This is a genomic window from Arthrobacter oryzae, assembly GCF_030718995.1.
In the GTDB taxonomy this organism is placed as follows: Bacteria; Actinomycetota; Actinomycetes; order Actinomycetales; family Micrococcaceae; genus Arthrobacter; species Arthrobacter oryzae_C.
Genome location: NZ_CP132204.1, coordinates 4551985 through 4568486 on the forward strand (window position 1 = coordinate 4551985; position 16502 = coordinate 4568486).

A 16502-nucleotide genomic window follows, 5' to 3' on the forward strand; every position below is an offset into this window, starting at 1 on the left:
AACTGTATTCGCTGATGGCGGCCGTCCGGCATCTGGACACCTCAGCCATCGCCTGGCAGCGCCAGGGGCTCATCCCGGGCTACGCCCCGGAACTTGGCCAGGAGGCCGCCCAGGTGGGCAGCGGCTACGCCGTGGACACCACCCGCGACTTCGTCTTCCCCACCTACCGCGAAATGGGCGTGGCCCGGGCCATGGGAGTGGACATGGTGGCGTACATGTCCACCCACAAGGCCACCTGGCACGGCGGACTCTACAACCCGCTGGAGTCCCGGCTGGCTCCGATCCAGGCCGTGGTTGGCGGGTCGGTGCTCCACGCCGTGGGCTGGGCCCACGGGCAGACGCTGGCCGGCAACGCCGACGGCAGGCTCGGCGTGGCCATGACGTACTTCGGCGACGGCGCGTCGTCCCAGGGCGATATCCATGAGGCCATGAACTTCGCGGCCGTCATGAAGGCTCCCGTCGTCTTCTTCGTACAGAACAACGGCTGGGCCATCTCGGTCCCCACGGAGCACCAGGTGGCCGGCGGATCCGTGGCGGCCCGCGCCGCCGGCTACGGCATCCCGGCCCAGCGGATTGACGGGAACGACGTCGTTGCCGTGGTCGAGGCGACCCGGCACGCGTTCGCGCACGCCCGCGCCGGCAACGGCCCGGCACTCATCGAGGCCATGACCTACCGCCGCGGCCCGCACTCCACCTCAGACGATCCGGGCCGGTACCGCTCGCTCAACGAAGAGCGCGACGACGCCGGGGAAGACCCTCTGGAGCGGTTCCGGAAGCGGCTGCTCGCCGACGGGGTCGCCGACGAGGCCTTCTTTGCCGAAGCCCTGGCAGCTGCCAAGGCTGAAGAAGAACTCCTCCGCGCCGGTGTCCAGGAACTCGGGTCCCGGCCCGGCAACGAAATGTTCGACCTGGTCTTCCAGGAAACCACCCCTGCGCTGCAGGCCCAGGCCGCTAACTGGCGCGAGGAGTCCGAACATGTCTAATGCAACCCTTGAGAGCGGGGCCGACATGGCCGACGGAACTGCACGCCACGGCGTTGAACAGCTTTCCATGCAGCAGGCACTCAACCGTGCCCTCGATGAGGTACTGGCTGAACACCCGAAAACGCTGGTCTTCGGTGAGGACTGCGGACGGCTGGGCGGCGTGTTCCGCGTTACGGACGGCCTCCAGGCGAAGCACGGCAGCGGCCGGGTGTTTGACACACCGCTGGCCGAGTCAGGAATCCTGGGTATGTCCGTGGGCCTGGCGATGGCCGGCTTCCACCCCATCCCGGAGGTCCAGTTCGACGGCTTCGCCTACCCGGCGATCAACCAGATCGTCTGCCAGATCGCACGGATGAACTACCGCAGCCGCGGCACCCTGCCGATGCCCATCACGCTGCGGGTTCCCAGCTTCGGCGGCATCCGAGCCCCCGAACACCACGGCGAAAGCCTGGAGGCGCTCTTCGCGCACGTCCCGGGACTCAAGGTGGTCTCGCCGTCGAACCCGCACGAGGCCTACCACCTGTTCAAGTACGCAGCCACGCGGCCGGACCCGGTGATCTTCATGGAGCCGAAGTCGCGGTACTGGCAAAAGGGCGAGGTGGACCTCGCCAATGCCGAGGCCGGCGGCGGCTCCCCCACCGACGCGAAGGTCATGCGTGAAGGCCGCCACCTGACGCTCGTGGCATGGGGGGCGATGGTGGCGCGGTGCCTGCAGGTGGCAGGGCTCGCCGCCGAGGACGGAATCGACGTCGAAGTCCTGGACCTTCGCTGGCTCAAGCCGATCGATGAAGCCGCCCTGGCGGCGTCCGTGCGGAAGACGCGGCGTGCCGTCGTCGTCCATGAGGCGCCACTGACCTCGGGCCTCGGCGCAGAGGTGGCCCAACTGATCACCCAGGCCTGCTTCGACACCCTCAAGGCTCCCGTGGAGCGAATCACCGGCTTCGACGTCCCGTATCCATCCGGGGACCTTGAAGACGAATACATCCCGAACGTTGACCGGATCCTCTTTGGCATCCAGCGAGTATTGGAGTACCGCCGTGGCTGAAATTTCCTTCCCGCTTCCCGACCTCGGCGAGGGCCTCATCGAGGCAACCGTGCTGGAATGGCTGGTTTCACCCGGTGACCAGGTGGAACGGAACCAGCCCCTCGTGGAGGTTGAAACCACCAAATCCGCTGTTGAACTGCCCAGTCCGCAGGCAGGTAAAGTGGTGCGTATCCACGGCGGGCCCGGTGACAAGATCAATGTCGGCGAGCCCTTGATTGTGTTTGAGGTGCCGGACAACACTGCCGGCATCGTGGGCACGGTCCCGAAGGAAGAGGCACCGAAGCGCCGGGTCCGCCTGAGCGCCGTACTTGATGAGGACTGACACCATGAGCGGCAGGCACACCGGCGAGCAGCACCACCACACCGTGGAGGGCACCGACCCCCAGCTTTACGTGGAGGTGCACGAGCCTGAGTCGGACGCCGGCCTCCGGCCCGTCCTGCTGCTGCACGGATTCTCCTCGTCCACCAAACTGAACTGGCAGGACACCGGCTGGCTGGCCGCCCTGCTGGAGGCCGGCCGCCGCGTCATCACCGTGGACCTGCCCGGCCACGGCCGCAGCGGAGCCCCGGAAGACATGGACTCATACAGCCCCAGCAGGATCCGCGCGGACCTCCTGCAAGTGGCGTTCGACGCCGGCGTCCGTCCTTTGCGGGACGGCGACCCTGCCAGCGGGCTCGATGTGATCGGCTACTCCCTGGGGTCCCGGCTCGCCTGGGAATTCGGCGCCACCCAGCCTGAACTGGTTCACCGGCTGGTGCTCGGCGGCCCCAACGTCGCAGACCCGCTGGCGGCCTTTGACCTGGTGGCGGCGCAGCGCTACCTGGCGGACGGCACGCCCATCGCTGACGAGTCCACCGCCGGCCTGCTGAAGATGGCGCAGGGATTGCCCAGCAACAATATCTTTGCACTGTTGTCGCTGGTGGAAGCGATCAAGGGCGAGCCCTTCGATCCGGCGGAAGCCGTCCCGCACATGCCCATGCTGCTGGTGGCCGGCGACAAGGATGACCGCGCCGCAACCATCCCGGAGCTCGCCGAACTGGGCGCAAAATCAGGGGCGCTCGTGGAGCAGCTGCTGATTCCCGGCCGGAACCACAGCAATGTGATCACCAGCAGGGCGTTCAAGCAGGCGGCAACGGAGTTCCTGGGCGTCTAGTTGGGGCGCAAAAAGGCGGGCACGGACCGAAGTGGTCCGTGCCCGCCGTCGAGCCTGTCAGGAAGGCTGCAGTCAGCCTGCCATTAGTGGTGGCTGCTGACGCCCAGGGGGCGGCCCTTGGTCTCCCCGGCCAGGAGTACACCGACCGCGGAAATGACACACAGGATCATGATGTAGATGCCGATGGAGCCGGTCCACTTGGTAGTCTGCATCAGCGACTCCGCGATGGTGGCCGCGAATGCACCACCCAGGATCGCACCGAACGCGTAGCCGATGGAAATGCCCGAGTACCGTACGTTGGCCGGGAACATCTCGGCATACATGGCGGACATCGGGCCGTAGGACAGCCCCAGGCCGATGGTCAGCACGAAGAGCGCCACGCCGTAGAGCATGATGTTCTTCGTGTCGATCAGGGCAAACATCGGGATCATCCAGGCGAACACAATGCCGTATCCGATAAGGAAGGTCTTGACCCGGCCGATCTTGTCGGAGAGCCAGCCGCCCACGAGCGTGAAGATCAGCCAGCCGAACGAAGCCAGGGTGGTGGCCAGCAGAATCTCGGCGACCGGCATCTTCAGCGTCTTCGTGGCGTAGGAGATGAAGAAGGCGATCAGCAGGTAGCCCGCCGCGTTGTTGCCGATGAAGATCATGGTGGAGTAGAGCACGGACTTCTTGTGGAACTTGATCAGCTGTCCGAGCGGAGCCTTGGCCTTCTCCTTACGCTCGATCATTTCCTTGAAGACCGGGCTTTCGGCCACCGCGCGGCGGATCAGGTAGCCCACCACAATCAGCACGATGGACAGCAGGAACGGTACGCGCCAGCCCCAGGCGCCGAAGGCTTCCTTGGACATGCTGGTGTTGAGGAAGTACAGGAGCCCGGTGGCCAGGATCATGCCGACGGGAACGCCGATCTGCGGGTAGGCGCCGAACAGGCCGCGCTTGCTCCTGGGAGCGTGCTCAACGGCCATCAGAGCCGCGCCGCCCCATTCGCCGCCGGCGGAGAAGCCCTGGATGATCCGGAGGGTGATCAGGAGGATCGGAGCCCAGACGCCGATGTCCTTATACGTCGGCAGCATACCGATCAGGGCAGTGGCCGCGCCCATCATGACGAGGGTGAAGACCAGCATGGCTTTGCGGCCCAGGCGGTCGCCCAGGTGGCCGGCGATGATTGCACCCAGCGGACGGAACAGGAAGCTGATGCCGATCAGCGCGAAGGACAGGATCTGCGCCAGGCCGGGATTGGAATCGTTCAGCGGGGCAAGGAACAGCGGGGACAGCAGCGTTGCTGTCAGCTGGGCGAAGATGAAGAAGTCGTACCACTCGATGGTGGTGCCGACCAGCGTTCCCGCGAGGACTTTGCGTTCCTCATGCTTGCTGCTGGGACCCGCCTCTGAATCGACGTGTGAAGTTGCGGTCATTGGAACTCCGTGGCTGTGGGCAGTACCGGGAAAGCTACTGCCGAATGTGGATTGACGTCGAACGAATTACCGATCGAACGGTCAGTTGGTATGAGGATACTCGAATGTGTGACAAAGCGCACTAAATCTTTGGATCGCGTTCCGTTGCCTCGTGGGCGGCGGCCGGACCCGGGCCGGCGGGACGGTCAGTCCTTCCGGTTCAGGAAATCGCGCACCCTCGCCCGGACCGGTTCGCGGTCATAGCTGTTGACGAGGGCACCGGCCATCCGGACGGGATCACCGAAGAAGAAATATTCATAGAGGGACTGCCTGCCCGAGAACCCCGAAATGGAGGCATCAAAGGCCAGCTTGAAGAGGCGCACGCGCTCCGGGCCGGTCAGGGTTTTGCCCTGCAGGTACATGTCAATGTCCGCCCGGGCCCCGCTGTTGACGTCAGCCTCCCCCGGAAGCGCCATCAACCCGGAGGCGGAGAACTTCCGGATGATCTGCGGGAAGCGCTGGGCGATCTTGGGATACCAGTTCCTGGCGGCATTCAGCGTGGTCCATTTGGGCAGCATCACGCCCGCCTCATTGGGGCCGGCGTCGGCTTCCGAGGCGCGGACCAGCGCCTTGCCGATCTCGACATCGATAATCAGCTCCGCAATATCCTCCTGGATGTGCTGGAAACCGTCGATCCCGATGGACTCCGCCAGTTCGGAGGCCAGGCCCAGGAAGAACTCGCTCTTGGCGATGGTCCGGGTGACCACCTGGTGCGTCATGAGCGCCCCCGCGCCCGTCTCCGCGTAGAAGCTGTTGCAGAGCTCCGGGTGTCCGAGCATGAAGATCCGCTCGCTCGGCACGAACACGTTGTCGAAGATGGCCACCGCATCCATCTCCTCGTAGCGCGACGCCAGGGGTTCGTCATGGGTACTGCCGCCGTTGTACAGCGACGTGCGGCAAAGGTACCTCAGGCCCGGAGCATCATTGGGAATGGCAAACGCATACGAATACGGAGCGTCATCCGGGGTGCCCCGCAGCACGGTGGAAGGGAACACCAGGAGTTCATCCGCAATGGGGGCGATGGTGGCCAGCATGCGGGCGCCGCTGATCACGATGCCGTCCGGCCGCTCCTCGACGATGTGCGCCGACAGCTGTCCGCCCATTTGTTCAGAGCCTGACACGGAGCGGTTGACCTGCGGCGGAATGAGCGTGTGCGTGGCCAGGACGTCATTCTCCCGGGCCCACTCGTAGTAGTTGCGGATGTTGTCGGCGAACCTGGGATCGGCCTGCGAGAACCATTTTTCGGCGGTACTGAGCGCGGTCAGGGAGGAGTTCATGTAGTCACCCGAGCGGCCCAGGAAGCCGTTGGAGGATTCGGCCCACGTGGAGATTGCCCGGCGCCGGCGCTGCAGGTCCTCGATGGTCCTCGGAACCAGGAAGGACGCGTTGACCAGGTCTCCGGTGGACGGCGAGGTGTACGTCAGCGCATCCTGGTACGCAGGGTCGTGCTGCATGTCGAAGAGCTTCGCGTAGGACCTGGCCACATTGCGGAACGCAGGGTGCTCCGCAATTTTTTGGCTGACCACTTCCCCGTCGATCACCACGTGCGGCGTCATGCCGTTGAGCTTGTCCAGGTACTGCTGTCCGGTTCGGATTCCCATTTTTGTTTCTCCAGTCATCGTTGAGCTGCAGTGGGTTTGCTCGGCTGCGGGCGGGCTACAGGAGGTCCTCCATGCCCAGCAAGCTCTCCGGAATGGTGGTGTAGGCGCCGTTGGCAAACGCCAGGGCGTCGCCGCTGCGGTAGTCGAAGTCCACCACCTCCCCGAGATACAGGGTGTGGTCCCCGCCGTCGTATTCGGCCCAGGGCGTGCACGCGAAGTACGCCAGGACGCCGGAGAGGCGCGGCGCCGTTGCACCTTCCACCCACCGGGGTTCCGGCCCTGGACGGCCTGCGAAATGCGTTGCCAGGTGCCGCTGTTCCGCGCCGAGGATGTTCACCGCGAATGGCCGGCCGGAGAGCTCATCGTGCGCCTTGGCGCTCCGGGCGATGCTGACCAGGACCAGCGGCGGCTCCATGGACACGGACGTGAAGGAATTGACGGTGATGCCGTGGCGCCTGGTGGCTCCGTCGAACGTCACGATGGCGACGCCGGTGGCAAACCTGCCGAGGCTCCCGCGGAAGTGGCGGGCCCTCGGCGCCGACGTCCGGCCGGTCACTGCGGGAGCTGCTCCCGAGCGGGGCTTGGCAATCATCGTTGATCCCTTGGATTGGCTTCTCTATCGACCGGAGGAGGATGCGGTAGCGAAATTCTATAATTGAACATATAGTTCTCATATGGAACGCTAGCCGAAAGTGGGGTGCAACACAAGACCCCGCGGGCGGAGCGCCACTGATCCCGGCCTAGGATGGACAGCATGACTCAGACCGCCGGCGCCGGCGCACCGGCCGCCACCGCCCAGGCTTCCCCGTCTCAGACGCTCTCGCGCGGAATCCGTGCGTTGGAAATCCTGGCGGAAGCCGAGCATCCGCTCACCATCGCGGAACTTGCGGACGCCATGGGCGTCCACCGTTCCGTGGCATACCGGATACTCCGCACCCTGGAGGATCACTCGCTGCTGGTCCGGGACGACTCCGGCAGGGTCCAGCCCGGTCCCGGCCTGGCCGTTCTGGCACGCGGGGTTTCACGTGATCTGCAGTCGGCGGCCCTCCCGGAACTCACGCAGCTTGCCAACTCCCTGAACATGACGGCCTTCGTCGCCGTGTGGGACCACCAGGACTGCATCACCCTGGTGAGCGTGGAGCCCAGGCACTCAGCGGCGACCGTGGTCCAGCACCCCGGCTCACGGCATCCGATCAGCGCCGGCGCGCCGGGCATCGCCATCCAGTCTGCGCTCACCGAACAGGAATGGAACGCGCTGGCTCCGGACATCCCGTACCGGGCCGTGGCGGCAGAGGCCCGGAAACTCGGTTACGCGGCGAGCCACGACGAAGTCATTGCAGGGGTTTCATCGCTGGCGGCCCCCATCAACGTGCCGGGCGGCCGGCCGGCCTCGATCGCCGTCGTCTATATCCGCTCAACGCAGGACCCGGCGGAAGTGGCGGCGGCCCTGACCTCAAGTGCCGCCCGCATCGAGAAGCAGCTGCTCTAAGGCGCCGGTCAGCGGCTGCCGGCGTCGGCAGGCTTGCGGCGCATTGCGCCGTTTCGCAGCACGACGGCTGCGGCCGCCCCCAGCACGAACAGCGCCGCTGCCGAGCAGACCGGCACCATAAACGCCGCGGAATACCCCTGGTGCTGCGCCAACTGCCCGGCGACGGAGGAACCCAGGGCGGTGCCGGCGACGATGCCGCTGGCGAGGGCCGTCATGACGGTTCCCAGGCGTCCGGCAGGGGCTATGGCCCCGCCGATGGCGAACACGGTGACCATCAGCGGCCCCACCGGCAGTCCCAGGACCAGCAGGACCAGCACCATGGGGAGCGCTGACGCCGGCAGCAACAAGAGCACCGCCAGGCCGGCCATCAGCACAGCGCTCACCATCCAGCGTGCCGACAGGGCAAAGCCCTGTGGCCAGTAGGCGACGCTCAGTGCAGCCGCGGCGGAGCTCAGTCCCATCACCGCGTACAGCAACCCGGCAATTTCCGCGGTGGCGAAGCTGGCTGAGAAGGAGCTCAGGCCGGTCTGGGTTGAACCAAAGAATGTTCCCATGCACACCATGGCCAGGAAGGGCAGCGCCACGGCAGCCATGCCGGTGCCGTCTGCACCCCTCGGGCCGGCGTCAGAGACGGCGCGCCGGCGCACCCTCAAAGGTACGGCCAGGTGGGTGCGGTGCACGGCGAACGCTGGAACCAGGGTGAGCGTCAGGGCCGCGGCGAGGGCCAGCGGGAGCCAGGGCGTGATCAGGCTTGCCAGGATGCCCACCAGCGCAGGGCCGAGCACGAAGGTCAGCTCATCCGCGGTGCTTTCGTAGGACAATGCCGCGTCCAGATCGCGTGCAGTTCCCGCTTTCCCGGCCCCGGAAGTCAGCGCCATCCAGCGGACACGGGCCAGCGGGCCCACCTGGGGGCAGCTCGCGCCGGCCACGAACGCCGCGGCGAACACGGGCACAGCGGCGGCAAGGTCCTGGGCTGCAGGAACGAGATACGCCGTGAGGATCAGGGCCACCACGGCGGCGGTGTTGAAGATGGCGGCGAACAGCAGCACCGGTCGCTGGCCGAGCCGGTCCGCCCACGCGCCGAGGACCGGTGCTCCCAGCGCCGAGCCGATGCCCACGGCCCCCGCTGCTGCTCCGCCAACGGCGTACGAACCGGTCACGGCCGTGACGAGAGTCAGGGCGCCCACGGTCAGCATGGCCAGCGGAAGCCGGGCGAAGAGCCCCAGCGGAATAAAGCCTTTGCCGGCCAGGAGGGGCAGCCTGGCGTAGCGGCCGCCTGGCCCTGATGGAGGGACGGGATTGGCGGTGTGTGCGGCAGCGGTTGCTGCAGTGTGTGCGGCTGTGGTTGCGGCAACGGAGGGTGCGGCGGATGCCTGCGAAGAGGTTGAGGTGCTCATTATTCCGGGTTCACTCAAAGGTGCGCATCGTCCCTCCTCCCGATGCGCGCGACCCGGTAACTGTTCAATTGTAGCCGAGGCAACGTGCGTCGGGCCGGGCCCAGCGCGGGAATCAGGCCGGGATGTCGTCCGAAATGTGGAGGGTGGAGCCGTTCCGCCCCTTGACCACCTGAAGCTGGGTGCTGATGCGCTGCTTCATTTCCTGCACATGGCTCACGAGGCCCACCACGCGGCCGCCGTCCCGAAGCCCTTCCAGGGCATCCATCACCTGTTCAAGTGCCTGCTCGTCGAGGCTCCCGAAGCCCTCGTCCACAAAGAGCGTCTCGATGTCCACTCCGCCGGACTCCTGCTGCACCACGTCCGCGAGGCCCAGCGCCAGGGCCAGCGAGGCCATGAATGATTCGCCGCCGGACAGCGTGGCCGTATCCCTGCGGTGGCCCGTCCACTGGTCCACAACTTCCAGGCCGAGGCCGGACTTGGCTCCGCGGGCGGCCTTGGCGTCCGTGTGCTGCAGGGTATAGCGGCCATCGCTCATGCCGACGAGCCGTTCCGAGGCAGCGATGGCCACCTGCTCAAGCCGGGCCGCGAGCACGTAGCTGTTCAGGCTCATGCGGTAGGTGTTGTCGCCGGCGCCCCGGGCGGCCTCAGCCACCGCGGTGAGCAGCGCCGCGCGCTCCCGGGGAGCCTTGCCCGAAGCCGCAAGCCGGGCGTAATCCCCCGCGATCCGGCGGACGGTCAGTACCGACTTCTCCGCGAGTCCCGCCGCGACAACGGCCTGCCTGGCGAGCCGTTCGGCGGCGGCATCCTCGGCCCGGAGCCGGTCGAGGACAGCGGCCTGCACCGGGCCGTCCGCTTCAAGCTCGCGGGCGGCCAGGACGAGTTCCTCGCTGGCAAAGAGCTCACCCACGCGGGCGGCCTCATCCTGGCCGGCCCGGATTGCGGCTTCGAGCATGGCTGCATCCGGCTCCGGAAGAAGGACGGACCGCGCCGCCGCAGCGGATTCGAACCCGGACGCCGGGAGCGCCTCATCCAGCTGCTGGCGGGCGTCTTTGCTCCGCAGTTCGGCCTGCTCGAGGGTGGTCCGGGCGGCGTCCGTTCGTTCCAGGAGCGCCGTGGAATTCTTGAGGGAGGTGATCCGCTGGCCAAGCGTGGAGTAGCCCGCCCGGAGTTTGCGCAGCGCACCCTCCAAAGCATCCGCCTGGTCCTGGACCTCCGTGAGCGTGGACTCCGTCTTCGCAATGCTGGAATCGGTGGCTGCCTGCGTGGACTCGGCGGCTGTGATGTGTTCGTCCAGTTCCGACTGGCGCGCACGGCTGAGAGCGAGGTCCGCAGCAGCCCGGAGTGCCTTGTCCGCTCGTTCCTTCGCCCGGGCGGCGTCCGCGCGGGCTTCCTCCGGCGGGGTGTCGCCGCCCTGAGCCGCCAAAACGGCAACCTGCTGCCGGGCTTCGGCTAGTTCCTTCTCCAGCGCCGCAAGGACCGCCTCTGCTGCCTCACAGTCTTCCTGGGCGGCCCGCTCCGCTTCAACGACGGCCAGTGCGGCAGTGGCCGCCGGTGCCGGAGAGGGGTGCCCGGGGCTGCCGCACACGGGGCAGGGCTCGTCCGGCCGGAGCTGGGAAGCGAGCTCAGCAGCGGCGTTGGCGAGCCGTTCCTCCCTCAGGTCCAGCCACCGCTGGCGATGGTTCTGGTGGTGGCCCCTGGCCACCAAGTGCCGTTCAGCAACGCCCGAACTGACCCGCGCCGCTGTGGCGTAGCGACCGACGACGGCGACCAGTTCCTCCGCCGCTGCGGCCTCTTTGGTCCGCAGTCGGGCTTCGGCGGCGAGTTCTTCAAGGGGCTTCACGCCCGCAAGCAGCCCGGCCGCCTCCGCGCGCAGTGCATCAAGGGCGGCTGCACCGGCCCGCTTCGCCTCATTCAGCTGATCGAGCGTTTGCCCAAGGTCGGTGCGGCGGGCCACCAGCCCGGCGAGTCCGGCCTCGTCCGGCAGCCGTTCCTCGAGTACGGCGCGGAGGGACCGCAGGCGGCTCAGCTCGCTGCGCAGGACTCCTGCGTCGAAAGATGGCTCGCCCGTGCTGCCGCTGCCTTGACGGCCGCCGGCCGCCCCGTTGCTGGCAGACAGGGCGGCAAGCTCGGGGTCCAGAAGTACCGCCGCGTGCAGTTCACTGGCTGCCGCGGCCATAGCACGGGCGGCCCGTCCTTCGGCGTCCTCCGCTTTGTCGACGGCCTGCAGCTGGCCGCCGAGTACTTCGGCCTTGCGGTGCAGGCCAAGCTGCCGGGCCTTGTCCCGGAGTGCGGGCGCCGCAGCCTCGGCAGCTGATCGCCGCAGTTCCGCCGCGGCGAGCTTCGCCTGCCGGGCCGCACGCGCCGCGGCTGACTCGAGGCGGTGGACAGCCTCATCCCGCCCTGCTGCCGCCTGGTCTGCCGCGTCCTGTAACATGCCGGCCCTCGCCGCTGCGGTATCCTGCAGCCGATCCAGAAGGTCGTCGGGGTCATCGGGCAGTGGCGGGGCGTCCGGCACGTCCTCTTCCGGCGGTATCGCCTCAGACCGCGCCTGCGCCAGCAGAAGGTCCAGCTGGTTGTTGAGGCCGGCCACCTCCGTGCGGGCATCCGCGGCCCGCCGGGCGAGTTCCTGTTCAACGGCCTCGAACCGCTGCGTGCCAAACAGGCTTTGAAGCAGTTCCAGCCGATCGGCGGGCTTGGAGCGGAGGAAAGCAGCGAAGTCGCCCTGGGGCAGCATGACGACCCGGGTGAACTGGTCGCGGTCCATGCCCAGCACTGAACTGATTTCCGCTCCGGCTTCATCGTTCCGCCCGGACTTTTCGATCCATTGCCCGTTAATGCGTTCCCGAAGGAGGGTATTGGCCTTCTGCTCGGTGAAACCGTTCTTGCCCCTGGCGCTGGGTCTGTTCCACGCCGGGATCCTGGAGACTTCGAAGTGCCGCCCCTTGGCGGAAAACCCGCAGGTCACGCGGGGTTCGGCGGCGGCCTCGGCGTGGTCGCTTCGGAGGCGCTTGCCGTCCTGGCGTGCGCCGGGCACCGAGCCGTAAAGGGCGAAGCAGATGGCATCCAGCACGCTCGTCTTACCGGCGCCGGTGGCGCCGTTGAGCAGGAACAGCCCATGGGCGCTGAGCCGGTCAAAGTCGATGTGTTCAGTGCCGGCGAAGGGGCCGAACGCGGAAATTTCGAGCCGGTGGATCCTCATTGTGACATCTCTTCCAGGCGCACGGCTTCGAGGGCTTCCCGTAAGACAACCGCTTCGGCATCGGCAGTGGTGCGGCCGCGAACGTGCTCCAGGAAGCCGCAGCAGATGGACAGGTCGTCCTCGGCCTCGGCGAGCCTGCTGCTGTAGCTGGTCCCGGCATCAGGGGCGGCGCCTTCCGGTTCGAAGCCCAGCACCAGCGTGTCCGGAAAGCGTGCACGCAGTTTGTCCATGGCCTGGGCGGGGCGCTGGCGGTCCGTCAGGGTGATCTGGCAATAGGCTGCCTCAGCCCAGGCGTATTCTTCGGCTGCAAGGAGGTGATCCAGCGTGCCCCGCAGCACGGCCAGGGCCCGCGGAGCCTTCCAGTGGATTTCCCTGACGTCGGTGATGCCCGTGGTGTCCGCTTCGACCAGCCAGCCGCCTTTCCGGTGCTTGGCTTCGGAGAAGGAATAAGCCAGGGGCGATCCGGAGTAGCGGACTGCCGGTGACAGCGCCTGCCGGCCGTGCAGGTGGCCCAGCGCAGCGTAGCTGAAGCCGTCAAAGAGGTCCAGCGGGACGGCGCCGACACCACCGATGCTCAGGTCCCGTTCACTGTCCGAGCTGATCCCGCCGCTCGCGAAAGTATGCGCGAGCACCACGGAATGTACAGCCCTGTCCTTGGCCCGGGCGCCGACATCGGCACGGATCCTGTCCGTGGCCGCGCGCGTCACTTCGAAGTGGCTGGCAGGTTCAACGCCCAGCTGCTCCGCGACGAGCCGGGGCTCAAGCCACGGAATGCCGTAGATGGCCAGCACCGGGCCGTCCGCCGCCGAGTCCAGCGGAAGCAGCACCGGCACGTCCAGTTCGGCGAGCCGCGTGCGCAGGTGCACTCCGCCGCGTTCGAGCAGCCTTGAGGCGAAGCCGAGGCGGATGGCGGAGTCGTGGTTTCCGCTGGTGAGGACCACCTGCGCTCCCGCGTCCGTCAGGCGGACCAGGGCATCGTCCAGCAGCCGGACCACGTCAACACCGGGGAGGGCGCGATCGTAGACATCGCCGGCAATCAGGACGACGTCCACCTTCTCCGCGCGGACGAATTCGACCAGCTGGTCAATGAAGTCCTGCTGGGCATCCAGCATGCCGACGCCGTGGAACGACCTGCCCAGGTGCCAATCGGAAGTGTGCAATAACCGCATGTTCTTAAGTTATCCGCGGGTACCGACAGTTTTGCGGGACAGACACGGCAGGGACCGCACTAGCGTCCGCGCTTGCCGTCAAAGAAGTCGCGTGCATCGTCGTCAGGGGAGCTGGCGGCGCCGTCCTGCGGGGCACCGGCAGTGCCGGCCGCTGCATCGCCGTAAACGTCGTCGTCGGAATTCCCGTCGTCGAGATCGTCGTCGGACCCGAGTTCAGCGTCGTCGCCGGCGCCGTGCGCCCGGGCCGGCACCGCCGCCGGAGTTTCGGCGAACCCGCGGAACACCAGGCCGGCGATGGCGGCACCTACCAGCGGAGCGACCCAGAAGAGCCAGAGCTGTTCAAGTGACCAGGAGTTGCTGAAGATAGCCGACGCCGTGGCGCGGGCCGGGTTGAAGGGCGTGTTGCCCACTGCCTGGCCCAGCTGGAGCAGGACGGCGAGCGTAAGTCCCACGGCGAAGGGCGCGGCGGCTTTGTTGGTGTTGCGGGAAGCCGTGGTGCCCAGGAAGACGGCCACCAGGATGGCAGCGCCAAGTACTTCCACGAGGAGGACGCCGGCCATGGGCGCCTGGATGATGGAATGCTCGCCAAAGCCGGCTGTCACGGTGTCAAAGGCGGCCCGGGTGTCTTCGATCTTGGGAACAGTCCGCAGGATTCCGAACAGTGCCAGCGTCCCTGCGATGGCGCCGACCAGCTGCGCACCAAGGTATGCCGCAGCTTCCGCCAGCCTGATGCGGCCGGCGATGGCGTTGCCCAGGGTCACTGCCGGATTAAAGTGGCCGCCGGAAACGTAGGCGAAGGCGAGCATGGCGGCGGTGACGGCAAGTCCGGCTGCCAGCGAGGCGGACAGAGGGTTGGACTGGGGAATGGTGAACAGCGGGACGCCAAGCCCGGCAATCACGAGGAACAGGGTTCCGAAGGCCTCCGCTGACAAACGTGCCACGAGCCCAGGTGTGAAAGCCTCCGGAGCGGCGTGCAAATCGGGACTTGAGGTCTGGCGTGCAGGCACAGGGGAGGTCATGTTCTGGAAATCCTTTGCTTTGTTGCCCGGCCGGCGATTCCGGCGCGTGCGGGCGTCGGTGCGCCCGGCAATGTTCTGTCCGACCTATTCTGCCAACTGAGTCTGGACGCTTGCTGGATTCGAGCTTAGCGGGCGGCCTGCCCTGGCAGCGACCGGGTTACCTGCCCGGGGACTCCGCCTGTCCGCTCCGGCCACAAGGATCGGGGTAAATTTACAGTTATGAGCACCGAATCTTCCCCCGGTACGACGCCGACGCCCCAGTCCCGGATCCATGGCTGCCTGCTGGGCGGCGCCCTGGGCGATTCCCTCGGCTACGCCGTGGAATTCGATGATATTTCCACCATCCGTGGCCGTTTCGGCCCCGCGGGCCTGCTGGATTTTTCAGCGCTCGACGGCGGCAGCAACTTTTCGGACGACACCCAGATGACGCTGTATACGGTGGACGGCCTCGTGGAGGCATTGGAATGGGCGAATGACGGTACTGCTGCCGACGCAAACGCCTGCGTGTGGCTCGCCTACCTGCGGTGGCTTGCAACGCAGGGGGTGCCGGTTCCGCCATCGGCTCCTGCTCCGCAACCCCGCTGGATAGACGGCCAGGCAGCCCTCAAGCACCGCCGCGCACCCGGAAATGCCTGCCTCAGCGGCCTGGCCACCGGTGAGATGGGCACCGTGTACCGCCCGGTCAACCCCGAGTCGAAGGGATGCGGGACGGTGATGCGTTCGGCGCCGTTCGGGCTCGTTCCGCATATTCCTGCCGAAGCCGTGTACAAGCTGAGCTCGGATGCGGCTTCACTGACCCACGGCCACCGTTCGGCTCGGCAGAGTGCCGGAACGTTCAGCCTGCTGATCCACGCACTCATGGGCGGGCAAAGCCTCCATGAAGCGGCCGAATACGCGCTCGACCATGCGCGGGGACAGGCCGACGCCGAGCCGGCACTCATTGAACGGCTGGAGCGGGCAGTGCAGCTCGCGTCAGTTTCCGGGCCGAAGGCGGCCACCGGCCGCCTCCTCAGTCCCGAAGACCTGGTGCGGGAGCTTGGAGAGGGCTGGGTTGCCGAGGAAGCACTCGCCATCGCCCTGTACGCGGTCCTCGCCACAGCGGCCCCGCGGGACACGGCAGCGGAAGCTGCCGGCGTCCTCGCCAGTGCCGCCGGCGTTGCGCACTTCCGCGAGGCCATTGCCCTGGCCGTGAACCACAGCGGAGACAGCGATTCCACCGGTTCGATCGCCGGGAACATCCTGGGTGCCTACTACGGGGAGGAGGGCCTGCCGGCGGAATGGCTGGAGTCTCTGGAAGCCCCTGAGGTCATCCGGGAAATGGCCGGTCAGCTGGTGGCGGTTACGATCGCCTGAGGGTGATGTTGTTGCAGGCTTCGCAGATGTCCTCGGGAATGACTCCGCGGCGCTGAAGGAAACCGAAGATCACGCACCCCAGGCAGAACCCGGCGAAAGCCTCGAGCGAGGCCGCCAGGACCAGCAGGGCCAGGAGGGTCCAGGCCGCGGGAGCGAGTCCTGCCGCGAACAGCAGCGCCGCGGCAGTCGAGATGGCCGCTCCGATACCCTGCGCGAAGCGCTTGGGCGGGCCCGGGACCAGCTTGACCCGGCCCAGGCGAGGCGCCAGGACCTTGACGGAGAGCTGGGCCAGTGGTGAAATCCTGGGGCCGAACAGCACGCGGAGCCAGAAGCCGGCGGCAATGAGGGCAAGTCCCCAGCCCCAACCCGTCAGCAGCGTGACGGCGGCAAGCACCACCACCAGGCCCGCCGTGATCCGGGCGGCATACTCGTTGACCGGATTGGGGAATTCGAACAGCTTGCGCCAGTCGACGCCGGCCTGCCTGCCACCCGCCGCCGGTTCAGCACCTGCTGCCGGAATGGAATCAACCGTGGTGACAGTGGCGGAGTCGGTGACCTGAAGTTTGCCCATGGTGCAAGGCTAGGAGTCCGCCGGCAGCACCGAAAGGATTGTTGCGCCGTATGACCGCGGGCCCG

14 protein-coding genes are annotated in these 16502 nt (G+C 67.2%); 6 read left to right on the forward strand and 8 right to left on the reverse strand.

The window, feature by feature from the left end:
• Positions 1-14: 14 nt before the first annotated feature.
• Genes Q8Z05_RS20985 through Q8Z05_RS21000 form a run of 4 tightly spaced genes read left to right on the forward strand, consistent with a single transcriptional unit; the run spans position 15 to position 3182 of the window.
• On the forward strand, positions 15-983 hold the full coding sequence (locus Q8Z05_RS20985; protein ID WP_371745991.1) for a thiamine pyrophosphate-dependent enzyme: 969 nt from the start codon (positions 15-17) through the stop codon (positions 981-983).
• The gene (locus Q8Z05_RS20990) at positions 976-2028 is read left to right on the forward strand and encodes an alpha-ketoacid dehydrogenase subunit beta (RefSeq protein WP_371745897.1); all 1053 of its coding nucleotides are present in this window, start codon (positions 976-978) and stop codon (positions 2026-2028) included. Before Q8Z05_RS20985 ends, Q8Z05_RS20990 begins: the two co-directional genes overlap by 8 nt.
• Complete coding sequence (locus tag Q8Z05_RS20995) at positions 2021-2350, forward strand: biotin/lipoyl-containing protein (protein WP_043482513.1); 330 nt, start codon at positions 2021-2023, stop codon at positions 2348-2350. The genes Q8Z05_RS20990 and Q8Z05_RS20995 overlap by 8 nt, the downstream gene beginning before the upstream one ends.
• A gap of 4 nt (positions 2351-2354) precedes the next feature.
• A complete protein-coding gene (locus Q8Z05_RS21000) occupies positions 2355-3182 on the forward strand; it encodes an alpha/beta fold hydrolase (RefSeq protein WP_305941440.1) in 828 nt (275 codons plus the stop codon).
• Positions 3183-3265: 83 nt separating this feature from the next.
• Here Q8Z05_RS21000 and Q8Z05_RS21005 read toward each other — a convergent pair whose 3' ends face one another.
• The 3 genes from Q8Z05_RS21005 to Q8Z05_RS21015 all read right to left on the reverse strand — a co-directional run bounded on the left by Q8Z05_RS21005 (position 3266) and on the right by Q8Z05_RS21015 (position 6832).
• On the reverse strand, positions 3266-4600 hold the full coding sequence (locus tag Q8Z05_RS21005) for an MFS transporter (protein WP_305941441.1): 1335 nt from the start codon (positions 4598-4600) through the stop codon (positions 3266-3268).
• Positions 4601-4785: 185 nt separating this feature from the next.
• Complete coding sequence (gene hpaB / locus Q8Z05_RS21010; protein WP_305941442.1) at positions 4786-6240, reverse strand: 4-hydroxyphenylacetate 3-monooxygenase, oxygenase component; 1455 nt, start codon at positions 6238-6240, stop codon at positions 4786-4788.
• Between the two features lie 55 nt (positions 6241-6295).
• On the reverse strand, positions 6296-6832 hold the full coding sequence (locus Q8Z05_RS21015) for a flavin reductase family protein (RefSeq protein ID WP_305941443.1): 537 nt from the start codon (positions 6830-6832) through the stop codon (positions 6296-6298).
• A gap of 162 nt (positions 6833-6994) precedes the next feature.
• Between Q8Z05_RS21015 and Q8Z05_RS21020 the strand changes: the two genes are divergently transcribed.
• Positions 6995-7729, forward strand: coding sequence for an IclR family transcriptional regulator (locus Q8Z05_RS21020; protein ID WP_305941444.1), 735 nt, complete (start codon positions 6995-6997; stop codon positions 7727-7729).
• 8 nt (positions 7730-7737) lie between these two features.
• Here Q8Z05_RS21020 and Q8Z05_RS21025 read toward each other — a convergent pair whose 3' ends face one another.
• The 4 genes from Q8Z05_RS21025 to Q8Z05_RS21040 all read right to left on the reverse strand — a co-directional run bounded on the left by Q8Z05_RS21025 (position 7738) and on the right by Q8Z05_RS21040 (position 14513).
• On the reverse strand, positions 7738-9126 hold the full coding sequence (locus tag Q8Z05_RS21025) for an MFS transporter (protein WP_305941445.1): 1389 nt from the start codon (positions 9124-9126) through the stop codon (positions 7738-7740).
• A 112-nt stretch (positions 9127-9238) separates the two neighbouring features.
• Positions 9239-12325, reverse strand: a complete 3087-nt coding sequence (locus tag Q8Z05_RS21030; RefSeq protein WP_305941446.1) for an AAA family ATPase — start codon at positions 12323-12325, stop codon at positions 9239-9241.
• Positions 12322-13494: an exonuclease SbcCD subunit D gene (locus tag Q8Z05_RS21035; protein WP_305941447.1), complete on the reverse strand. Its 1173-nt coding sequence runs from the start codon at positions 13492-13494 to the stop codon at positions 12322-12324. The genes Q8Z05_RS21030 and Q8Z05_RS21035 overlap by 4 nt, the downstream gene beginning before the upstream one ends.
• Positions 13495-13553: 59 nt before the next feature.
• Entirely contained in the window at positions 13554-14513 is a 960-nt protein-coding gene (locus Q8Z05_RS21040) for an MIP/aquaporin family protein (protein ID WP_305941448.1), read from the reverse strand.
• 219 nt (positions 14514-14732) lie between these two features.
• Between Q8Z05_RS21040 and Q8Z05_RS21045 the strand changes: the two genes are divergently transcribed.
• On the forward strand, positions 14733-15866 hold the full coding sequence (locus tag Q8Z05_RS21045) for an ADP-ribosylglycohydrolase family protein (protein WP_305941449.1): 1134 nt from the start codon (positions 14733-14735) through the stop codon (positions 15864-15866).
• Here the strand turns inward: Q8Z05_RS21045 and Q8Z05_RS21050 are convergent.
• The gene (locus Q8Z05_RS21050) at positions 15853-16437 is read right to left on the reverse strand and encodes a DUF4395 domain-containing protein (protein ID WP_305941450.1); all 585 of its coding nucleotides are present in this window, start codon (positions 16435-16437) and stop codon (positions 15853-15855) included. The genes Q8Z05_RS21045 and Q8Z05_RS21050 overlap by 14 nt on opposite strands.
• Between the last annotated feature and the right edge of the window lie 65 nt (positions 16438-16502).